Source organism: Leclercia adecarboxylata (assembly GCF_006874705.1).
In the GTDB taxonomy this organism is placed as follows: domain Bacteria; phylum Pseudomonadota; class Gammaproteobacteria; order Enterobacterales; family Enterobacteriaceae; genus Enterobacter; species Enterobacter adecarboxylatus_C.
On the sequence record NZ_CP035382.1, the window covers coordinates 1800577 to 1815103 of the forward strand.

General features: G+C 53.2%; 12 protein-coding genes and 1 pseudogene. 6 read left to right on the forward strand and 7 right to left on the reverse strand.

Annotated features, from left to right (window positions below):
* The first annotated feature begins 384 nt into the window (after positions 1 to 384).
* The 4 genes from glnA (at position 385) to ES815_RS09635 (ending at position 4690) form a co-directional block, all read left to right on the forward strand.
* Positions 385 to 1794, forward strand: a complete 1410-nt coding sequence (glnA, locus tag ES815_RS09620) for a glutamate--ammonia ligase (RefSeq protein WP_142487612.1) — start codon at positions 385 to 387, stop codon at positions 1792 to 1794.
* Positions 1795 to 1981: 187 nt separating this feature from the next.
* Complete coding sequence (glnL, locus tag ES815_RS09625) at positions 1982 to 3031, forward strand: nitrogen regulation protein NR(II) (protein ID WP_142487613.1); 1050 nt, start codon at positions 1982 to 1984, stop codon at positions 3029 to 3031.
* 11 nt (positions 3032 to 3042) lie between these two features.
* A complete protein-coding gene (glnG, locus tag ES815_RS09630) occupies positions 3043 to 4455 on the forward strand; it encodes a nitrogen regulation protein NR(I) (protein ID WP_142487614.1) in 1413 nt (470 codons plus the stop codon).
* Positions 4456 to 4567: 112 nt separating this feature from the next.
* Positions 4568 to 4690, forward strand: a complete 123-nt coding sequence (locus ES815_RS09635) for a YshB family small membrane protein (protein WP_142487615.1) — start codon at positions 4568 to 4570, stop codon at positions 4688 to 4690.
* Positions 4691 to 4744: 54 nt separating this feature from the next.
* Here ES815_RS09635 and hemN read toward each other — a convergent pair whose 3' ends face one another.
* From hemN to ES815_RS24135, 3 genes and pseudogenes are all read right to left on the reverse strand, one after another.
* Positions 4745 to 6118 carry an oxygen-independent coproporphyrinogen III oxidase gene (gene hemN, locus ES815_RS09640; RefSeq protein WP_142487616.1) on the reverse strand — a complete coding sequence of 458 codons (1374 nt, stop codon included), beginning with the start codon at positions 6116 to 6118 and terminating at the stop codon, positions 4745 to 4747.
* Positions 6119 to 6306: 188 nt separating this feature from the next.
* Positions 6307 to 6822 carry a Der GTPase-activating protein YihI gene (yihI, locus tag ES815_RS09650; protein WP_142487617.1) on the reverse strand — a complete coding sequence of 172 codons (516 nt, stop codon included), beginning with the start codon at positions 6820 to 6822 and terminating at the stop codon, positions 6307 to 6309.
* A 192-nt stretch (positions 6823 to 7014) separates the two neighbouring features.
* Positions 7015 to 7122 (reverse strand): annotated as a pseudogene (locus ES815_RS24135) (hypothetical protein); the annotation flags it as partial.
* A gap of 281 nt (positions 7123 to 7403) precedes the next feature.
* Here ES815_RS24135 and yihA point away from each other — a divergent pair.
* Entirely contained in the window at positions 7404 to 8030 is a 627-nt protein-coding gene (yihA, locus tag ES815_RS09655; RefSeq protein ID WP_142487618.1) for a ribosome biogenesis GTP-binding protein YihA/YsxC, read from the forward strand.
* 312 nt (positions 8031 to 8342) lie between these two features.
* On the opposite strand, the gene polA is transcribed toward yihA, so the two are convergent.
* The gene (polA, locus tag ES815_RS09660; RefSeq protein WP_142487619.1) at positions 8343 to 11135 is read right to left on the reverse strand and encodes a DNA polymerase I; all 2793 of its coding nucleotides are present in this window, start codon (positions 11133 to 11135) and stop codon (positions 8343 to 8345) included.
* A gap of 436 nt (positions 11136 to 11571) precedes the next feature.
* On the opposite strand from polA, the gene ES815_RS09665 reads away from it, so the two are divergent.
* Positions 11572 to 12480: an acyltransferase gene (locus ES815_RS09665; protein WP_142487620.1), complete on the forward strand. Its 909-nt coding sequence runs from the start codon at positions 11572 to 11574 to the stop codon at positions 12478 to 12480.
* A gap of 15 nt (positions 12481 to 12495) precedes the next feature.
* On the opposite strand, the gene dsbA is transcribed toward ES815_RS09665, so the two are convergent.
* From dsbA to ES815_RS09680, 3 genes are all read right to left on the reverse strand, one after another.
* On the reverse strand, positions 12496 to 13119 hold the full coding sequence (gene dsbA, locus ES815_RS09670; RefSeq protein ID WP_142487621.1) for a thiol:disulfide interchange protein DsbA: 624 nt from the start codon (positions 13117 to 13119) through the stop codon (positions 12496 to 12498).
* Positions 13120 to 13146: 27 nt separating this feature from the next.
* Positions 13147 to 14133: a serine/threonine protein kinase gene (locus ES815_RS09675; RefSeq protein ID WP_142487622.1), complete on the reverse strand. Its 987-nt coding sequence runs from the start codon at positions 14131 to 14133 to the stop codon at positions 13147 to 13149.
* Between the two features lie 75 nt (positions 14134 to 14208).
* Positions 14209 to 14478, reverse strand: coding sequence for a YihD family protein (locus ES815_RS09680; protein ID WP_142487623.1), 270 nt, complete (start codon positions 14476 to 14478; stop codon positions 14209 to 14211).
* Positions 14479 to 14527 lie beyond the last annotated feature (49 nt).

Genomic DNA, 14527 nt, shown 5'->3' on the forward strand with positions numbered 1-14527 from the left:
TGCCTCAGGCATTTAGAAATAGCGCGTTATTGTACACGGATTAATCGCACTACAAAACAGGATCACAAACATCCCCCGCAAACAAGTATCGCAGAGATGCTTTGTGATCGCTTTCACGGAGCGGTAAAAGGGCACTTTAACGTAAATTGCACCAATATGGTGCTCAATGTTCACATTGAAGCACTATACTGGTGCAACAAAACCATCGTGGTGCAGCCCTTTTGCACTATGGTGCGCATGATAACGCCTTTTTGGGGTGTTTTAAAAGTTGGCACAGATTTCGCTTAATAAAAAATACGGCAACCAAAGGCAACATCGCCTGCCTTACACAGAATTTGAAGACCTCGTTACCACGACGACAATGACCAATCTGGAGAGTTAAGTATGTCCGCTGAACACGTTTTGACGATGCTGAACGAACATGAAGTGAAGTTTGTTGATCTGCGCTTCACCGATACCAAAGGCAAAGAACAGCACGTCACTATTCCTGCTCATCAGGTGAATGCCGAATTCTTTGAAGAAGGCAAAATGTTTGACGGCTCCTCGATTGGTGGCTGGAAAGGTATCAACGAATCTGACATGGTTCTGATGCCTGACGCATCCACTGCGCTCATTGACCCGTTCTTCGAAGAATCTACCCTGATCATCCGTTGCGATATCCTCGAGCCGGGCACCCTGCAGGGTTATGACCGCGACCCACGCTCTATCGCTAAACGCGCTGAAGAGTACCTGCGCTCCACCGGCATCGCAGACACCGTTCTGTTCGGGCCAGAGCCAGAGTTCTTCCTGTTCGACGACATCCGTTTTGGTGCGACCACTTCCGGTTCCCACGTTGCTATCGATGATATCGAAGGCGCATGGAACTCCTCCACCAAATACGAAGGTGGCAACAAAGGTCACCGTCCTGCTGTTAAAGGCGGTTACTTCCCGGTTCCACCGGTCGACTCTTCACAGGACATCCGTTCTACCATGTGTCTGATCATGGAAGAGATGGGCCTGGTTGTTGAAGCACACCACCATGAAGTTGCAACTGCTGGCCAGAACGAAATCGCCACCCGTTTCAACACCATGACCAAGAAAGCGGACGAAATTCAGATCTACAAATACGTTGTGCACAACGTTGCGCACCGTTTCGGTAAAACCGCGACCTTCATGCCAAAACCAATGTTTGGTGACAACGGTTCCGGTATGCACTGCCACATGTCCCTGTCCAAGAACGGGACTAACCTGTTCGCTGGCGACAAATATGCTGGTCTGTCCGAGCAGGCACTGCACTACATTGGCGGCGTAATCAAACACGCTAAAGCGATCAACGCCCTGGCGAACCCGACCACTAACTCCTACAAGCGTCTGGTCCCAGGCTACGAAGCACCGGTAATGCTGGCGTACTCTGCCCGTAACCGTTCTGCTTCTATCCGTATTCCGGTGGTTTCCTCTCCGAAAGCACGTCGTATCGAAGTTCGCTTCCCGGATCCAGCGGCTAACCCATACCTGTGCTTCGCAGCGCTGCTGATGGCGGGTCTTGACGGTATCAAGAACAAGATCCACCCGGGCGAAGCGATGGACAAAAACCTGTACGACCTGCCGCCAGAAGAAGCGAAAGAGATCCCACAGGTTGCAGGCTCTCTGGAAGAAGCCCTGAACGCGCTGGACGCAGACCGTGAGTTCCTGACGGCTGGCGGCGTGTTCACCGACGAAGCGATCGATGCTTACATCGCGCTGCGTATGGAAGAGAACGACCGTGTTCGCATGACGCCACACCCGGTTGAGTTCGAACTGTACTACAGCGTTTAATCTTCAATCCCTGTCGCGCGGCCTTTCCGCGCGAGATTGATAGCCGTTTTTTTTGTTGCCGTGGAAACTTTTCAGCCCATCTTCGGATGGGCTTTTTTCACCACCAACAAACTGATCTCACGCGCTTTTTACCGCAGAAACGCTATACTGCACTAAATTGGTGCAACCAACTCCAGGAGACTGCTGAATGGCAACTGGCACGCTGCCCGATGCTGGGCAGATCCTCAATTCACTGATCAACAGCATTTTATTGGTCGACGACGATCTGGCGGTGCATTACGCCAACCCTGCGGCCCAGCAGTTGCTTGCCCAGAGTTCACGCAAACTGTTTGGCGCGCCGTTACCCGAGCTGTTGAGTTATTTTTCCCTGAACATCGGCCTGATGCAGGAGAGCCTGCAGGCGGGACAAGGCTTTACCGATAACGAAGTCACGCTGGTGATCGACGGGCGCTCGCATATTCTCTCCCTGACCGCGCAACGGCTGCCGGAAGGCCTGATCCTGCTGGAGATGGCGCCAATGGATAATCAGCGTCGCCTGAGCCAGGAGCAGCTCCAGCATGCTCAGCAGATTGCAGCCCGCGACCTGGTGCGCGGCCTCGCCCATGAGATTAAAAATCCGCTTGGTGGCCTGCGCGGTGCGGCACAGCTGTTAACCAAAGCCCTGCCCGACCCGGCGCTGGCGGAGTACACCAACGTCATCATTGAACAGGCCGATCGCCTGCGTAATCTGGTGGATCGCCTGTTAGGTCCGCAGCAACCCGGGATGCACGTCACCGAGAGCATCCACAAAGTGGCCGAGCGCGTCGTCAAACTGGTGTCGATGGAGCTGCCGGATAACGTCAGGCTGATTCGGGATTACGATCCCAGCCTGCCGGAACTGCCGCACGATCCCGACCAGATTGAACAGGTATTACTGAATATCGTGCGCAATGCCCTGCAGGCATTAGGGGCGGATGGCGGAGAAATTATCCTGCGTACCCGCACCGCCTTTCAGCTCACCCTGCACGGTACGCGCTACCGTCTGGCGGCCCGCATCGACGTGGAAGATAACGGCCCGGGGATCCCTTCTCATTTACAGGACACGCTGTTTTACCCGATGGTCAGCGGCCGTGAAGGCGGGACCGGGCTTGGCTTATCCATTGCCCGTAATTTGATAGATCAGCATTCCGGCAAAATTGAATTTACCAGTTGGCCGGGTCATACCGAGTTTTCGGTTTACCTGCCAATCAGGAAATAGAGGGTTAGGTTATGCAACGAGGGATAGTCTGGGTAGTTGATGACGATAGCTCCATCCGCTGGGTGCTTGAACGGGCGCTTACCGGAGCAGGATTAAGCTGCACCGCTTTTGAGAGCGGGGCCGACGTGCTTGATGCACTCACCACCAAAACCCCGGACGTGCTGCTGTCCGATATCCGTATGCCGGGGATGGACGGCCTGGCGCTGTTAAAACAGATTAAGCAGCGCCACCCGATGCTGCCGGTCATCATAATGACTGCACACTCCGATCTGGATGCAGCAGTCAGCGCCTACCAGCAGGGTGCGTTCGATTACCTGCCAAAACCGTTCGATATTGACGAGGCAGTGGCGCTGGTTGAACGCGCCATCAGCCACTATCAGGAACAGCAGCAGCCGCGTAACGCCCCGGTATTCGGCCCTACCACCGATATCATTGGCGAAGCGCCGGCGATGCAGGATGTGTTTCGCATCATCGGCCGCCTGTCGCGCTCCTCCATCAGCGTGCTGATTAACGGCGAGTCAGGCACCGGGAAAGAGCTGGTCGCGCATGCCCTGCATCGCCACAGCCCGCGCGCCAAAGCCCCGTTTATCGCCCTGAATATGGCGGCGATCCCCAAGGATTTGATTGAATCCGAGCTGTTTGGTCACGAAAAAGGGGCGTTCACCGGTGCGAATACCATTCGTCAGGGTCGTTTCGAACAGGCTGATGGCGGCACACTTTTCCTGGATGAGATTGGCGACATGCCGCTGGACGTTCAGACCCGACTGCTGCGCGTGCTGGCCGACGGACAATTTTATCGCGTAGGCGGTTATGCCCCGGTGAAGGTGGATGTGCGCATTATTGCCGCAACGCATCAGAACCTGGAGCAGCGCGTGCAGGAAGGGAAATTCCGTGAGGACTTATTCCACCGACTGAACGTTATTCGCGTACATCTGCCTCCTCTGCGGGAGCGCCGGGAAGATATCCCGCGCCTGGCGCGTCATTTCCTGCAGGATGCCGCCCGCGAGCTGGGGGTAGAAGCCAAACTGCTGCACCCGGAAACCGAAGCCGCGCTGACGCGCCTGGCCTGGCCCGGTAACGTGCGCCAGCTGGAAAATACCTGTCGCTGGTTAACGGTGATGGCCGCAGGCCAGGAGGTTCTGATTCAGGATCTTCCCCCTGAGCTTTTCGAAACCCATGTACCAGAAAGCAGCACCGGTCAGACCCTGCCTGACAGCTGGGCGACTCTGCTGGCGCAGTGGGCCGATCGCGCCCTGCGTTCCGGTCATCAAAACCTGCTCTCCGAGGCACAGCCCGAGATGGAACGCACGCTGCTCACTACCGCGCTGCGCCATACCCAGGGCCATAAACAGGAGGCTGCACGCCTGCTCGGCTGGGGTCGCAATACCCTGACGCGTAAGTTAAAAGAGCTGGGCATGGAGTGAAATTTTACCCGCTGTGTAAAGAGGATGAATTAAACGCAAACTGGCGTTATTTTGCGCTTTACTGTTCCGATGAGTTAAGTATTATCTTGCCCGGGAAAACGGGGGGATCATCATGCTGGAATCTATCGTTACAATCTTGTCTGGCGGCGTCGAAGCCAGCGCAGCAGCGGGACATACGCCACAGGCGGCCATTGCAGCTGTGCTGTGTGCGGCGCTGGTTGGGTTGTTTAGTTAGAGGGTTTGCCGGGTGGCGGCTACGCCTTACCCGGCCTACTTACTTCGGTACGCCTTAAATCACCCGCGAGAACTGCTGCAGACGCGCTTTTTGACGCAAATAGGCGTCGAAGCACATGCAGATATTACGAATCAACAGACGCCCCTTCGGCGTGACCTCAATCGCACGCTCCGTGACATCCACCAGCCCATCTTTTGCCAGCGGCGCCAGCAGCTTCAGGTCTTCCGCAAAGTAATCGCTAAACTGCAGATCCCACTGCGCTTCAACCTCGCTGAAGTCGAGGCGGAAGTTGCAGATCAGCGCTTTTATCACGTCCCGGCGGATACAGTCGTCGCGGGTTAACGCGATGCCGCGCCACAGAGCGTTGCCGGTTTCATCCACCTGCTGATAATAGTGCTTCAACTCTTTCTGGTTCTGGGCATAGCAGTCGCCAATCATGCTGATGGCCGAAACGCCCATCCCCAGCAGATCCGTATCACCCTGGGTGGTGTAACCCTGGAAATTGCGGTGCAGTACCCCTTCACGCTGAGCAATAGCCAGCTCGTCATCCGGACGGGCGAAGTGATCCATGCCGATAAACTGGTAGCCGGTCTCGGTCAGAGAGGTGATGGTTTCCTGCAGAATATCCAGTTTTTGCTGGGCGGAAGGCAGGTCGGCATCCTTGATTTTGCGTTGGGCAGCAAACAGCGTCGGCAGATGCGCATAGTTGAAGACGCTCAGGCGATCCGGGTTAAGCTCTGCCACGCGCTTCAGCGTAAAGGCAAAGCTTTCTGGCGTCTGCTTTGGCAGGCCATAAATCAGATCGATATTGGTCGAGGTGAAGCCAATATCCCGCGCGTGATTTAACAGAGCAAAAATGAACTCTTCATCCTGCTCGCGGTTGACCAGGCGCTGAACCTCTTTGTTGAAGTCCTGCACGCCCATACTCAGGCGGTTGAACCCTTCCGTGCGTAAGTGATCCAGTACATCCAGCTCAATTTCACGCGGATCAACCTCGATCGAGATTTCGGCATCATGGTTGAAATTAAAGTTGCCACGCAGCAGCGCCATTAAACGGCTGATTTGCGCTTTATTCAGGTAGGTCGGCGTACCACCGCCCCAGTGGAGCTGGGTGACATGCCGACCGGCAAACTGCGGCGCGCGATGCAGGATCTCCTGCTCAAGCGCATCCAGATACTGATCCGCTTTGTGCTGCTGGCGGGTCACAATTTTATTGCAGCCGCAGAAGTAGCAGAGCTTGTGGCAGAACGGGATATGAACATACAGAGAGAGCGGGCGGTCAGGGTAACGCGCAACTGCCTGCTGAAAATGGCTATCACCGAAGGCGTCGGAAAACTCCAGCGCGGTTGGATAAGAGGTATAACGCGGCCCGGAATAGTTATATTTTTGGATCAGAGCCAGATCCCAGTCGATGGTTGGTACAGACATGTTCACTCCTTCCGTTGGTGTCGCGTTCGTATACGGCGGCCCGTTCTGGCCCCTGTGCGGGCCATGAATCGGGTGCGCAGCCACTTCTGTCGCCGCGACAACCGCCGTAGTTTAACGAATAACCACACCAGATAACATATAACCGGAAGGGTTATAAGCAGGACGATAAAGCCTGCCGGGTGCAAATGTTAGTTTCCACCTTTCAGCAGGCGCATCATGTCTTCCTGCTTCTCTTCTTCTTCCTCTTCCTCTTCATCGTCGTAAGAGAGGCCAAGCTTCTGCATCAGCTCATCAATGCGGTCCAGTTTGGCATCCACCCATGACTGCTCTTCAGCATTCAGGGTTTCACCCTCTTCAAGACGTTCCAGCAGCGCGTCCAGGCGCTCATCATTCTCCAGCAAATCCAGCTCAGCCTGCGGTGAAAGCATAGGTTTCTCGCTCTTGGGTTTGTGCTGCCTGGTGACCGGGGCATCGGTCACGCCTAATGGAACAGGTGTTTTACTGCCGATACGCGGGTCTTTCTGCTGCTTGTTTTTCGCAGACGCGCCGGATGAGTCACCGCCACTCGCGCGGCTGCCGGCAGCATGACCACGATGCTTTTTATCGCGTTTGCGATCGCGCGCTTCCTGATTCAGTTCTTCGCGCGTTTTGCGGCGTGCTTTTGCTGGACGTTTAGCGCCTGCAGCGGAGGTCGGTTTTTTCATGTTGTTTTGTCTTTAACTCGTTTTCTTCAGTATAGAATTGCGGCGAAATCTAGCAGAAAGCAAGCAAAGAAAAAAGGCGACAGAGCAATCTGTCGCCTTTTTTCCTGACTCACAACCCGTTATGGGTCTGACAATCCCTGTTTGCTGACAACTAACCCTGTTTTTCCGTTAGCAGGTACCGTCCGTGATAGGTCCTTTTCCCTTTTCAACGCCTCCGAGGCGTGCGTCTTCCTGACAATCCTGTGTCTTCGCCTCCTGGCGCTCCTGACCCTTATCCTTAAGTCCGGTTCCTCTCGGCATCCTCGCCGTTGAACGTTACTTTACGCTGTCAGGCAAAACCTACAACCCACTCACGCGACTTACGCGCGACTTTCAGATTAAGACTAAGCGTTAATAGGCTGATTTTAATAGTTTTGATTTTTTAACACCCTGCGATTTTTCTTAAATCTCCCATAGTAAAAAGGGCAGATCTCTTACAAAGCTCATGGTTTTTACTTACAGCCGCATTGCCGATGGGAAAAGCCTTTTCTCTCTGTTCAGGTATAATCCCCCCAACGTTACGAATTTCTGGAGACAACCACGTGACCAACCTGAATTATCACCAGACGCATTTTGTCCTTAGTGCGCCTGATATTCGCCATTTACCCGCTGATACGGGTCTTGAAGTGGCATTTGCTGGCCGGTCCAACGCGGGGAAATCCAGCGCTCTGAATACCCTGACCAATCAGAAAAGCCTGGCCCGTATCTCTAAAACGCCTGGCCGTACCCAGCTGATTAACCTGTTCGAAGTTGCGCCAGGCAAGCGCCTGGTTGACCTGCCAGGCTATGGCTACGCCGAAGTTCCGGAAGAGATGAAAATCAAGTGGCAGCGCGCCCTGGGTGAATATCTGGAAAAACGCCTGTGCCTGAAAGGTCTGGTCGTGCTGATGGATATTCGCCATCCGCTTAAAGATCTTGATCAGCAGATGATCCACTGGGCCGTCGAAAGCGGGATCCAGGTGCTGGTACTGCTGACCAAAGCCGACAAGCTGGCCAGCGGCGCGCGTAAAGCGCAGGTGAATATGGTGCGTGAAGCGGTTCTGGCATTCAACGGCGACATCCAGGTTGAAGCCTTCTCTTCGCTGAAGAAACTCGGCGTGGATAAACTGCGTGAGAAGCTGGATCACTGGTACAGCGAGCTGGAACCCGCAACAGAAGCGGAAGAGTGATAATAAGCGCGGCGATGTCCGCGCTTTTTTTTGCGCTGAATTTTACTTTGCCGCAATAAAAAACGCCCCAGTCATTACTGACTGGGGCGGCTAAAATATTCAGCCAAATCCGATTACGTGAAGTAAAAGGTCTGAAAGATAGAACATCTTACCTCTGTACCCTACGTGAATAACTCTACTCTGTTTTAGACTATAGACAAAGCACTTTTTGTAGTTTTTTTTCATTCTTTACATAGGGAATTCTAATGATCATCACAAAACGTTCATGGATATGTTGCTTACTTACAAAAACAGGTCATATCCCATAAAGAGTTAGTGAGCCTGATCCCAGTTTTCTCCGCTATCCACTTCCACCAGCAACGGTACATCCAGCTTCACGGTATTCTCCATCAGTTCATGGATCTTTTTCGAGACGGCTTCCAGATCGTCTTTGTGCACTTCGAACACCAGTTCATCGTGTACCTGCATGATCATACGAACCCGCGGCTGCTCCTTCTCCAGCCAGGCATCAACGGCGATCATTGCACGCTTAATGATATCTGCCGCCGTCCCCTGCATCGGGGCGTTGATTGCTGCACGCTCGGCACCGGCACGGCGGGCGGCATTGCTGGATTTGATATCCGGCAGATAGAGGCGGCGTCCTTCCAGCGTTTCGACATAGCCTTTTTCTTTCGCCTGGGCGCGGGTGGTCTCCATGTACTGCAGCACGCCCGGATAGCGTTCGAAATAGAGATCCATATACTTCTGCGACTCTTTACGCGGAATGTTGAGCTGACGGGAGAGACCAAATGCGCTCATACCGTAGATCAGACCAAAGTTGATCGCTTTTGCGCTCCGGCGCTGTTCCCCGGTGACACTCTCAAGTGACATGCCAAACACTTCGGCCGCCGTGGCCCGGTGGATATCCTGTCCTTCCGCAAAGGCGGTTAACAGTCCCTTATCCCGGGACAGGTGCGCCATAATACGCAGTTCAATCTGTGAGTAGTCAGCAGAGACAATGACGTAGTCCTGCGGCGCAATAAACGCCTGACGGATACGACGCCCCTCTTCATTACGCACCGGAATATTTTGCAGGTTAGGATCGGTTGAGGACAGTCGCCCGGTAGCCGCCACTGCCTGATGATAGGAGGTATGCACGCGACCCGTTTTCGGGTTGATCATCAACGGCAGCTTATCGGTGTAGGTCGATTTCAGCTTGGCCAGCCCGCGGTATTGCAGGATCACTTTTGGCAGCGGATAGTCCAGTGCCAATTCCTCCAGCACCTCTTCGGAAGTGGACGGCGCCCCGCCCGGCGTCTTCTTCAGCGGCTTAATGCCCTGCTTTTCAAACAGGATGGTCTGCAGCTGCTTGGTGGATGAGAGATTAAACGGCTCGCCGGCGATCTCATGCGCTTTTTGCTCGAGTTCGTTCAGGCGCAACGCGATCTCTTCCGAGTGCTTATGCAGCACAGCCGGGTCGATCCTGACGCCGTTGCGCTCAATCCGGGACAGAACCGGCACCAGCGGCATCTCGATATTCTGGAACACGTTCAGTGGCCCGGCGTGTTTTTGCAGCTTTGGCCACATCTTTAAATGCAGTTGCAGCGTAACGTCGGCATCTTCTGCCGCATAGTGTCCCGCCTCTTCCAGAGCAATCTGGTTAAACGTCAGCTGATTCTTGCCCTTACCCGCAATCTCTTCAAAGGTGACGGTTTTGTGCTTCAGCCAGCGATCGGAGAGCGAATCCATATCGTGACGACCGGCCACGCTGTCGAGGATATAGGACTCCAGCATGGTATCGAACGCAATGCCCCGCAGCTCAATGCCGTAGTTCTGCAGGATGCCGCGATCGAACTTCAGGTTTTGCCCCACCTTGAGTGCTTTGTCGTCTTCAAGGATCGGCTTGAGGAGCTCGAGAACGCGCTCGCGGGCGATCTGTTCAGGCGCATCCAGATAGTCGTGGGCGACCGGCACATAGGCGGCAACGCCAGGCTCAGTGGCGAAGGAGAGACCCACCATATTGGCGGAGACATTATCGAGACTGTCGGTTTCGGTATCAAAAGCGAACACCGGCGCCTGCTTTAATTTTTCAATCCAGACCTGCAGCTGTGCTTCATCGAGGATGGTTTCGTAATGTTCAGAAGAGAGAACGCTGGCTTCTTCTTCCGGCTCCTCTTCTGCATCGATCACCAGCGTCTCTTTCGGCTTAGCCGCCGGTTTAGCCCCTTTCGCCTGCAGCCATTTCCCCGCTTCAAGATCGGTTATCCAGCGTTTGAATTCATACTGCTTAAACAGGCCCAACAGCTCTTCGGCGGCAGGCTGCTGCACTTCCAGCTGCTCGCAGGTCAGATCCAGTTCAACGTCGGTTTTAATGGTCGCCAGCTGATAGGAGAGGTACGCCACCTCTTTGTTTTGCTCAAGCTTAGCGGCCATGGTTTTGGCACCGCGGAAGGTTAACCCGGCAATTTTATCCTGCTCGCTATACAGCGTATCCAGCCCACCCAACCCCTGCAGCAGAGCCTGGGCCGTCTTCTCGCCTACGCCCGGCACGCCCGGGATGTTATCGGAGGAGTCACCCATCAGGGCGAGGAAGTCGATGATAAGCTCCGGCGGCACGCCATACTTTGTCACCACCTCTTCCGGGCCGAGGATAGTATTGGTCATGGTGTTAATCAGGGTGATCCCCGGCGTAACCAGCTGCGCCATATCTTTATCACCGGTACTGATCAACACTGGGCGACCCAGCTTTTCGGCTTCCCGCGCCAGCGTACCGATCACATCGTCCGCTTCCACGCCAGAGACGGCCATTAAAGGCAGCCCCATCGCTTTCACCATCTTATGCAGGGGTTCAATCTGCGCGCGCAGATCGTCCGGCATCGGTGGGCGATGGGATTTGTAATGTTCAAACAGCTCATCCCGGAAAGTTTTGCCTTTCGCATCGAAGACTACGGCGGCATGGCTCGGCTGATACTGCAGGATCAAGCTACGCAGCATGTTCAGCACGCCATACATTGCGCCCGTAGGCTCTCCCGCGCTGTTGGTCAGCGGAGGAAACGCATGATACGCCCGATAGAGGTAAGACGAACCGTCGACGAGAATAAGCGGATTTTCGGGGATCTGAACCATAATGTCCGTGCCTTTGAGTAATTTATGGATAAAGGATGCCACAGAAGGATGAAAACATCAGTTTTTCGCGGCCAATACAGCCAAAGATTTTGCGATCCTGAGGATCGCTCGCAAATAAAATCTGTGGATAAGTTTGTGAGTAGTTTCTGCGGCCTGGACTAAATGTGCTATCTGACGATCGTTGAAATAATATTAAATTTTAATAATCAATAATTTATAATTTGATCGCGATCTCATATTGCTGATTGATGACAATTTACTCCATGTGGATATAAGCCAAGCTGGATCTGCGCCACAGGATTTTTCTCCACCGGGTATGCAATTCAGAATTCCCGCCAGGTAAAAGCGCCATCCTTAGAACGTTTTCTGGTAAAATCAGCGCCCGGTGTCTGTTTATCAGGCGCTAATTATAGCTAACTACCTGAAAACATTCATCATGTCTAGACTGCTGGCTGCGATCATACTCCTGTTAAGTATCGCATTAACTATTCTGGTCACCATCGCCTGTTCTGTGCCGATCATCATCGCCGGAATAATTAAACTGCTATTGCCGATCCCCGTCGTCTGGCGTGCTGTCTCTGCCTTCTGCAACTTTATGATGTACTGCTGGTGCGAAGGCCTGGCGGTACTACTGCGTCTTAACCCGCATCTGAAATGGGATGTTCAGGGTCTGGAAGGGCTTAACAAGAAAAACTGGTATTTGCTGATCTGCAACCACCATAGCTGGGCCGATATCGTGGTGTTGTGCGTGCTGTTCCGCAAACATATCCCGATGAATAAATATTTTCTTAAGCAGCAGCTTGCCTGGGTGCCCTTTATTGGCCTGGCCTGCTGGGCGCTGGATATGCCTTTCATGAAACGCTATTCGCGTAGCTATCTGATTCGTCATCCTGAGCGCCGTGGTAAAGATGTTGAAACGACCCGCCGCTCGTGCGAGAAGTTTCGCGCGCACCCTACCACGATTGTCAACTTTGTCGAAGGCTCTCGCTTTACCGAAGTGAAGCAGCAGCAAACCCGCTCTCCCTATGCCAACCTGCTGCCGCCCAAAGCGGCCGGGATCGCCATGGCGCTTAACGTGCTGGGTCAACAGTTCGATAAATTACTGGACGTGACGCTCTGCTATCCCGAAAACGATAAGACGCCGTTTTACGATATGCTCAGCGGCAAGTTAACCCGGATCGTGGTGCGTATTAATCTGGTGCCTGTGGCGGAGGAATTACACGGGGACTATGTCAGTGATAAGAACTTTAAACGACGTTTCCAGCTCTGGCTGAATACGCTCTGGAGTGAGAAAGACGCGCTGATAAACACGATTAAAGCGGAATACAAAAACGCCGGTCATTGACCGGCGTTTTCTTTATTACTTCTTCTCAACCAGATACTTCACTGTATCGGCATATTGCTGGACAAAGATGTCCATGCTGCTGGTATCCATACCCTGCATATTCAGCTGATATTTGCCGTTAACATACATGGCTGGCACGCCGCGCAGCTCCAGATCGGCAGCAGCTTTTTCCTGCTGAGCCACCAGGGATTTCACGACAAAGCTATTCCAGGCTGCATCGTATTCTTCGCCTTTAACGCCGGCATCAACAAATACTTTACGGATATCGGCAGTGGTCTGAACGGTCTGGGTTTTCTGAACCGCTTCAAACATCGGCGCAGTAATTTTGTCTTCCACACCAAGCGCCATCGCAACGGCCCATGCCTGAGTCAGGTCTTTGCCCAACGGGCCAAGGAACTCAACGTGATACTTGGTCATCTTGGTGCCTTCCGGCAGCTTTTTCTTCACGCTATCGGAAACGTGCAGAACCTGCTCGAACTCATAGCAGTGCGGGCAGTAAAATGAGAAGAACTCAAGGACCTGAGGTTCTCCGGCAACCGGTTTGTCGAGGGTAATATACTGCTTGCCATCGGTGAACTGTGCAGCCGATGCGCTAAAAGCCAGAATCATACCTGCCAGCGCCAGCCATATTTTTTTCATGATCAACTCTCTCCTGGGTGTGTTCGATTAATACATTGGCGTTAATTGCAAAGGGGGTTCCTGCAGAACCTTTACCTGTTCAATAAATGTGGATATCTGGTTACGCCAGTAATCTTCCCCGGTAAGCCACGGGAAGTTTCTGGGAAAAGCGGGGTCGTCCCAACGCCTGATTAACCATGCAAGATAATAAACAAAACGCATGGCGCGTAAAGGTTCGATTAATGCAATTTCGTCTGAATCAAAAGAACTGAACTCTTCATAGGCCTCGATAATCGTCTCCAGCTGCATCCGCTGTTCGGCTTTATCGCCATTCAGCAGCATCCAGAGATCCTGAATGGCTGGTCCCATTCGCGCATCATCGAGATCGACAAATAATGGCCCATCACGCCAGAGAATATTTCCGGCATGGCAATCACCATGCAAACGCAGCGTTTGTACGTTGTTATCCCAGCGCGGTATGACGGCGTTAATTAAGCCATCCGTTGCGGCAAGGAATTGTGCCTTCAGCCCGGAAGGGATGAGCGTGGACGTTTCAAATACCTGTCGCGGTTCGAGCAAATATTCCTGAATGCCGATGCCAGGGCGCGCGGTAAATGCGCTTTTCTGCCCTGTTTGATGAATGCGCCCTAAATAGCGGGCAACCCACTCCATCTGATCGATATTATCGGCTTCAAATTGCCGGCCACCGAGGCTGGGGAAGACAGCAAAATAAAAACCCAGGTGTGTCAGCAGCGTCTGATTATTGAATTTAAGAGGAGCGGCGACGGGAACATCATCGGCCACCAGGTCGAGAGCGAACTGATGCTCTTCCTGAATTTGTTCAGCTGACCAGCGCTGCGGGCGGTAAAATTTCACCACAAAGCGCCGGCGATCCTCGTCCTGAAACTGGTAGACGCGGTTCTCATAGCTGTTTAATGGAGTCAGGCCTGAGTCCACCCGGATGCCCTGTTCAAACAGCGCATCCATAATGGTATCCGGGTGTAAGGTCTGGAAAGTAAAAGCCTGGTCGTTCATCCGATCATCCGGAAATTATACGAATGATTGAGGATATCATTTAACGGCGTTTACGGTGGTGCCTCTTACAAGCTTTTACTCTTTAATTACGCCACGCGCGCGCAGCAGTGCGGTTTTGAAATCTTCTTCGTAATCTTTCTGGATCCCCGGGATAACCGCATCTTTTCCGGAATCACGCATTTTCAGGTGATAGATCAGGATGTCATCAGAAAGGTCGGCCAGTTCACCGTCATAACCTGACTCCTGCGCCAGTTTCTGTAAAAATTGCACCAGGTTAAGTTCTGGCTCTTTCTGCCAGGCTGGCTGGAGGAGTTCAATAACTTCGTTCAGACGTTTACATTTCATGGTAATGCTCCTTTCATTTAGAGTGACACGTTAGCAGGGTCAATCCCAC

What these genes read in the sequence shown, in the direction of transcription:
- ES815_RS09635 (WP_142487615.1), top strand. Translation starts at nt 4,568, where the DNA reads ATGCTGGAATCTATCGTTACAATCTTGTCTGGCGGCGTCGAAGCCAGC.
- ES815_RS09665 (WP_142487620.1), top strand. Translation starts at nt 11,572, where the DNA reads ATGTCTAGACTGCTGGCTGCGATCATACTCCTGTTAAGTATCGCATTA.
- dsbA (WP_142487621.1), bottom strand. Translation starts at nt 13,119, where the DNA reads ATGAAAAAAATATGGCTGGCGCTGGCAGGTATGATTCTGGCTTTTAGC.
- glnL (WP_142487613.1), top strand. Translation starts at nt 1,982, where the DNA reads ATGGCAACTGGCACGCTGCCCGATGCTGGGCAGATCCTCAATTCACTG.
- polA (WP_142487619.1), bottom strand. Translation starts at nt 11,135, where the DNA reads ATGGTTCAGATCCCCGAAAATCCGCTTATTCTCGTCGACGGTTCGTCT.
- hemN (WP_142487616.1), bottom strand. Translation starts at nt 6,118, where the DNA reads ATGTCTGTACCAACCATCGACTGGGATCTGGCTCTGATCCAAAAATAT.
- glnG (WP_142487614.1), top strand. Translation starts at nt 3,043, where the DNA reads ATGCAACGAGGGATAGTCTGGGTAGTTGATGACGATAGCTCCATCCGC.
- ES815_RS09675 (WP_142487622.1), bottom strand. Translation starts at nt 14,133, where the DNA reads ATGAACGACCAGGCTTTTACTTTCCAGACCTTACACCCGGATACCATT.
- yihI (WP_142487617.1), bottom strand. Translation starts at nt 6,822, where the DNA reads ATGAAAAAACCGACCTCCGCTGCAGGCGCTAAACGTCCAGCAAAAGCA.
- glnA (WP_142487612.1), top strand. Translation starts at nt 385, where the DNA reads ATGTCCGCTGAACACGTTTTGACGATGCTGAACGAACATGAAGTGAAG.
- ES815_RS09680 (WP_142487623.1), bottom strand. Translation starts at nt 14,478, where the DNA reads ATGAAATGTAAACGTCTGAACGAAGTTATTGAACTCCTCCAGCCAGCC.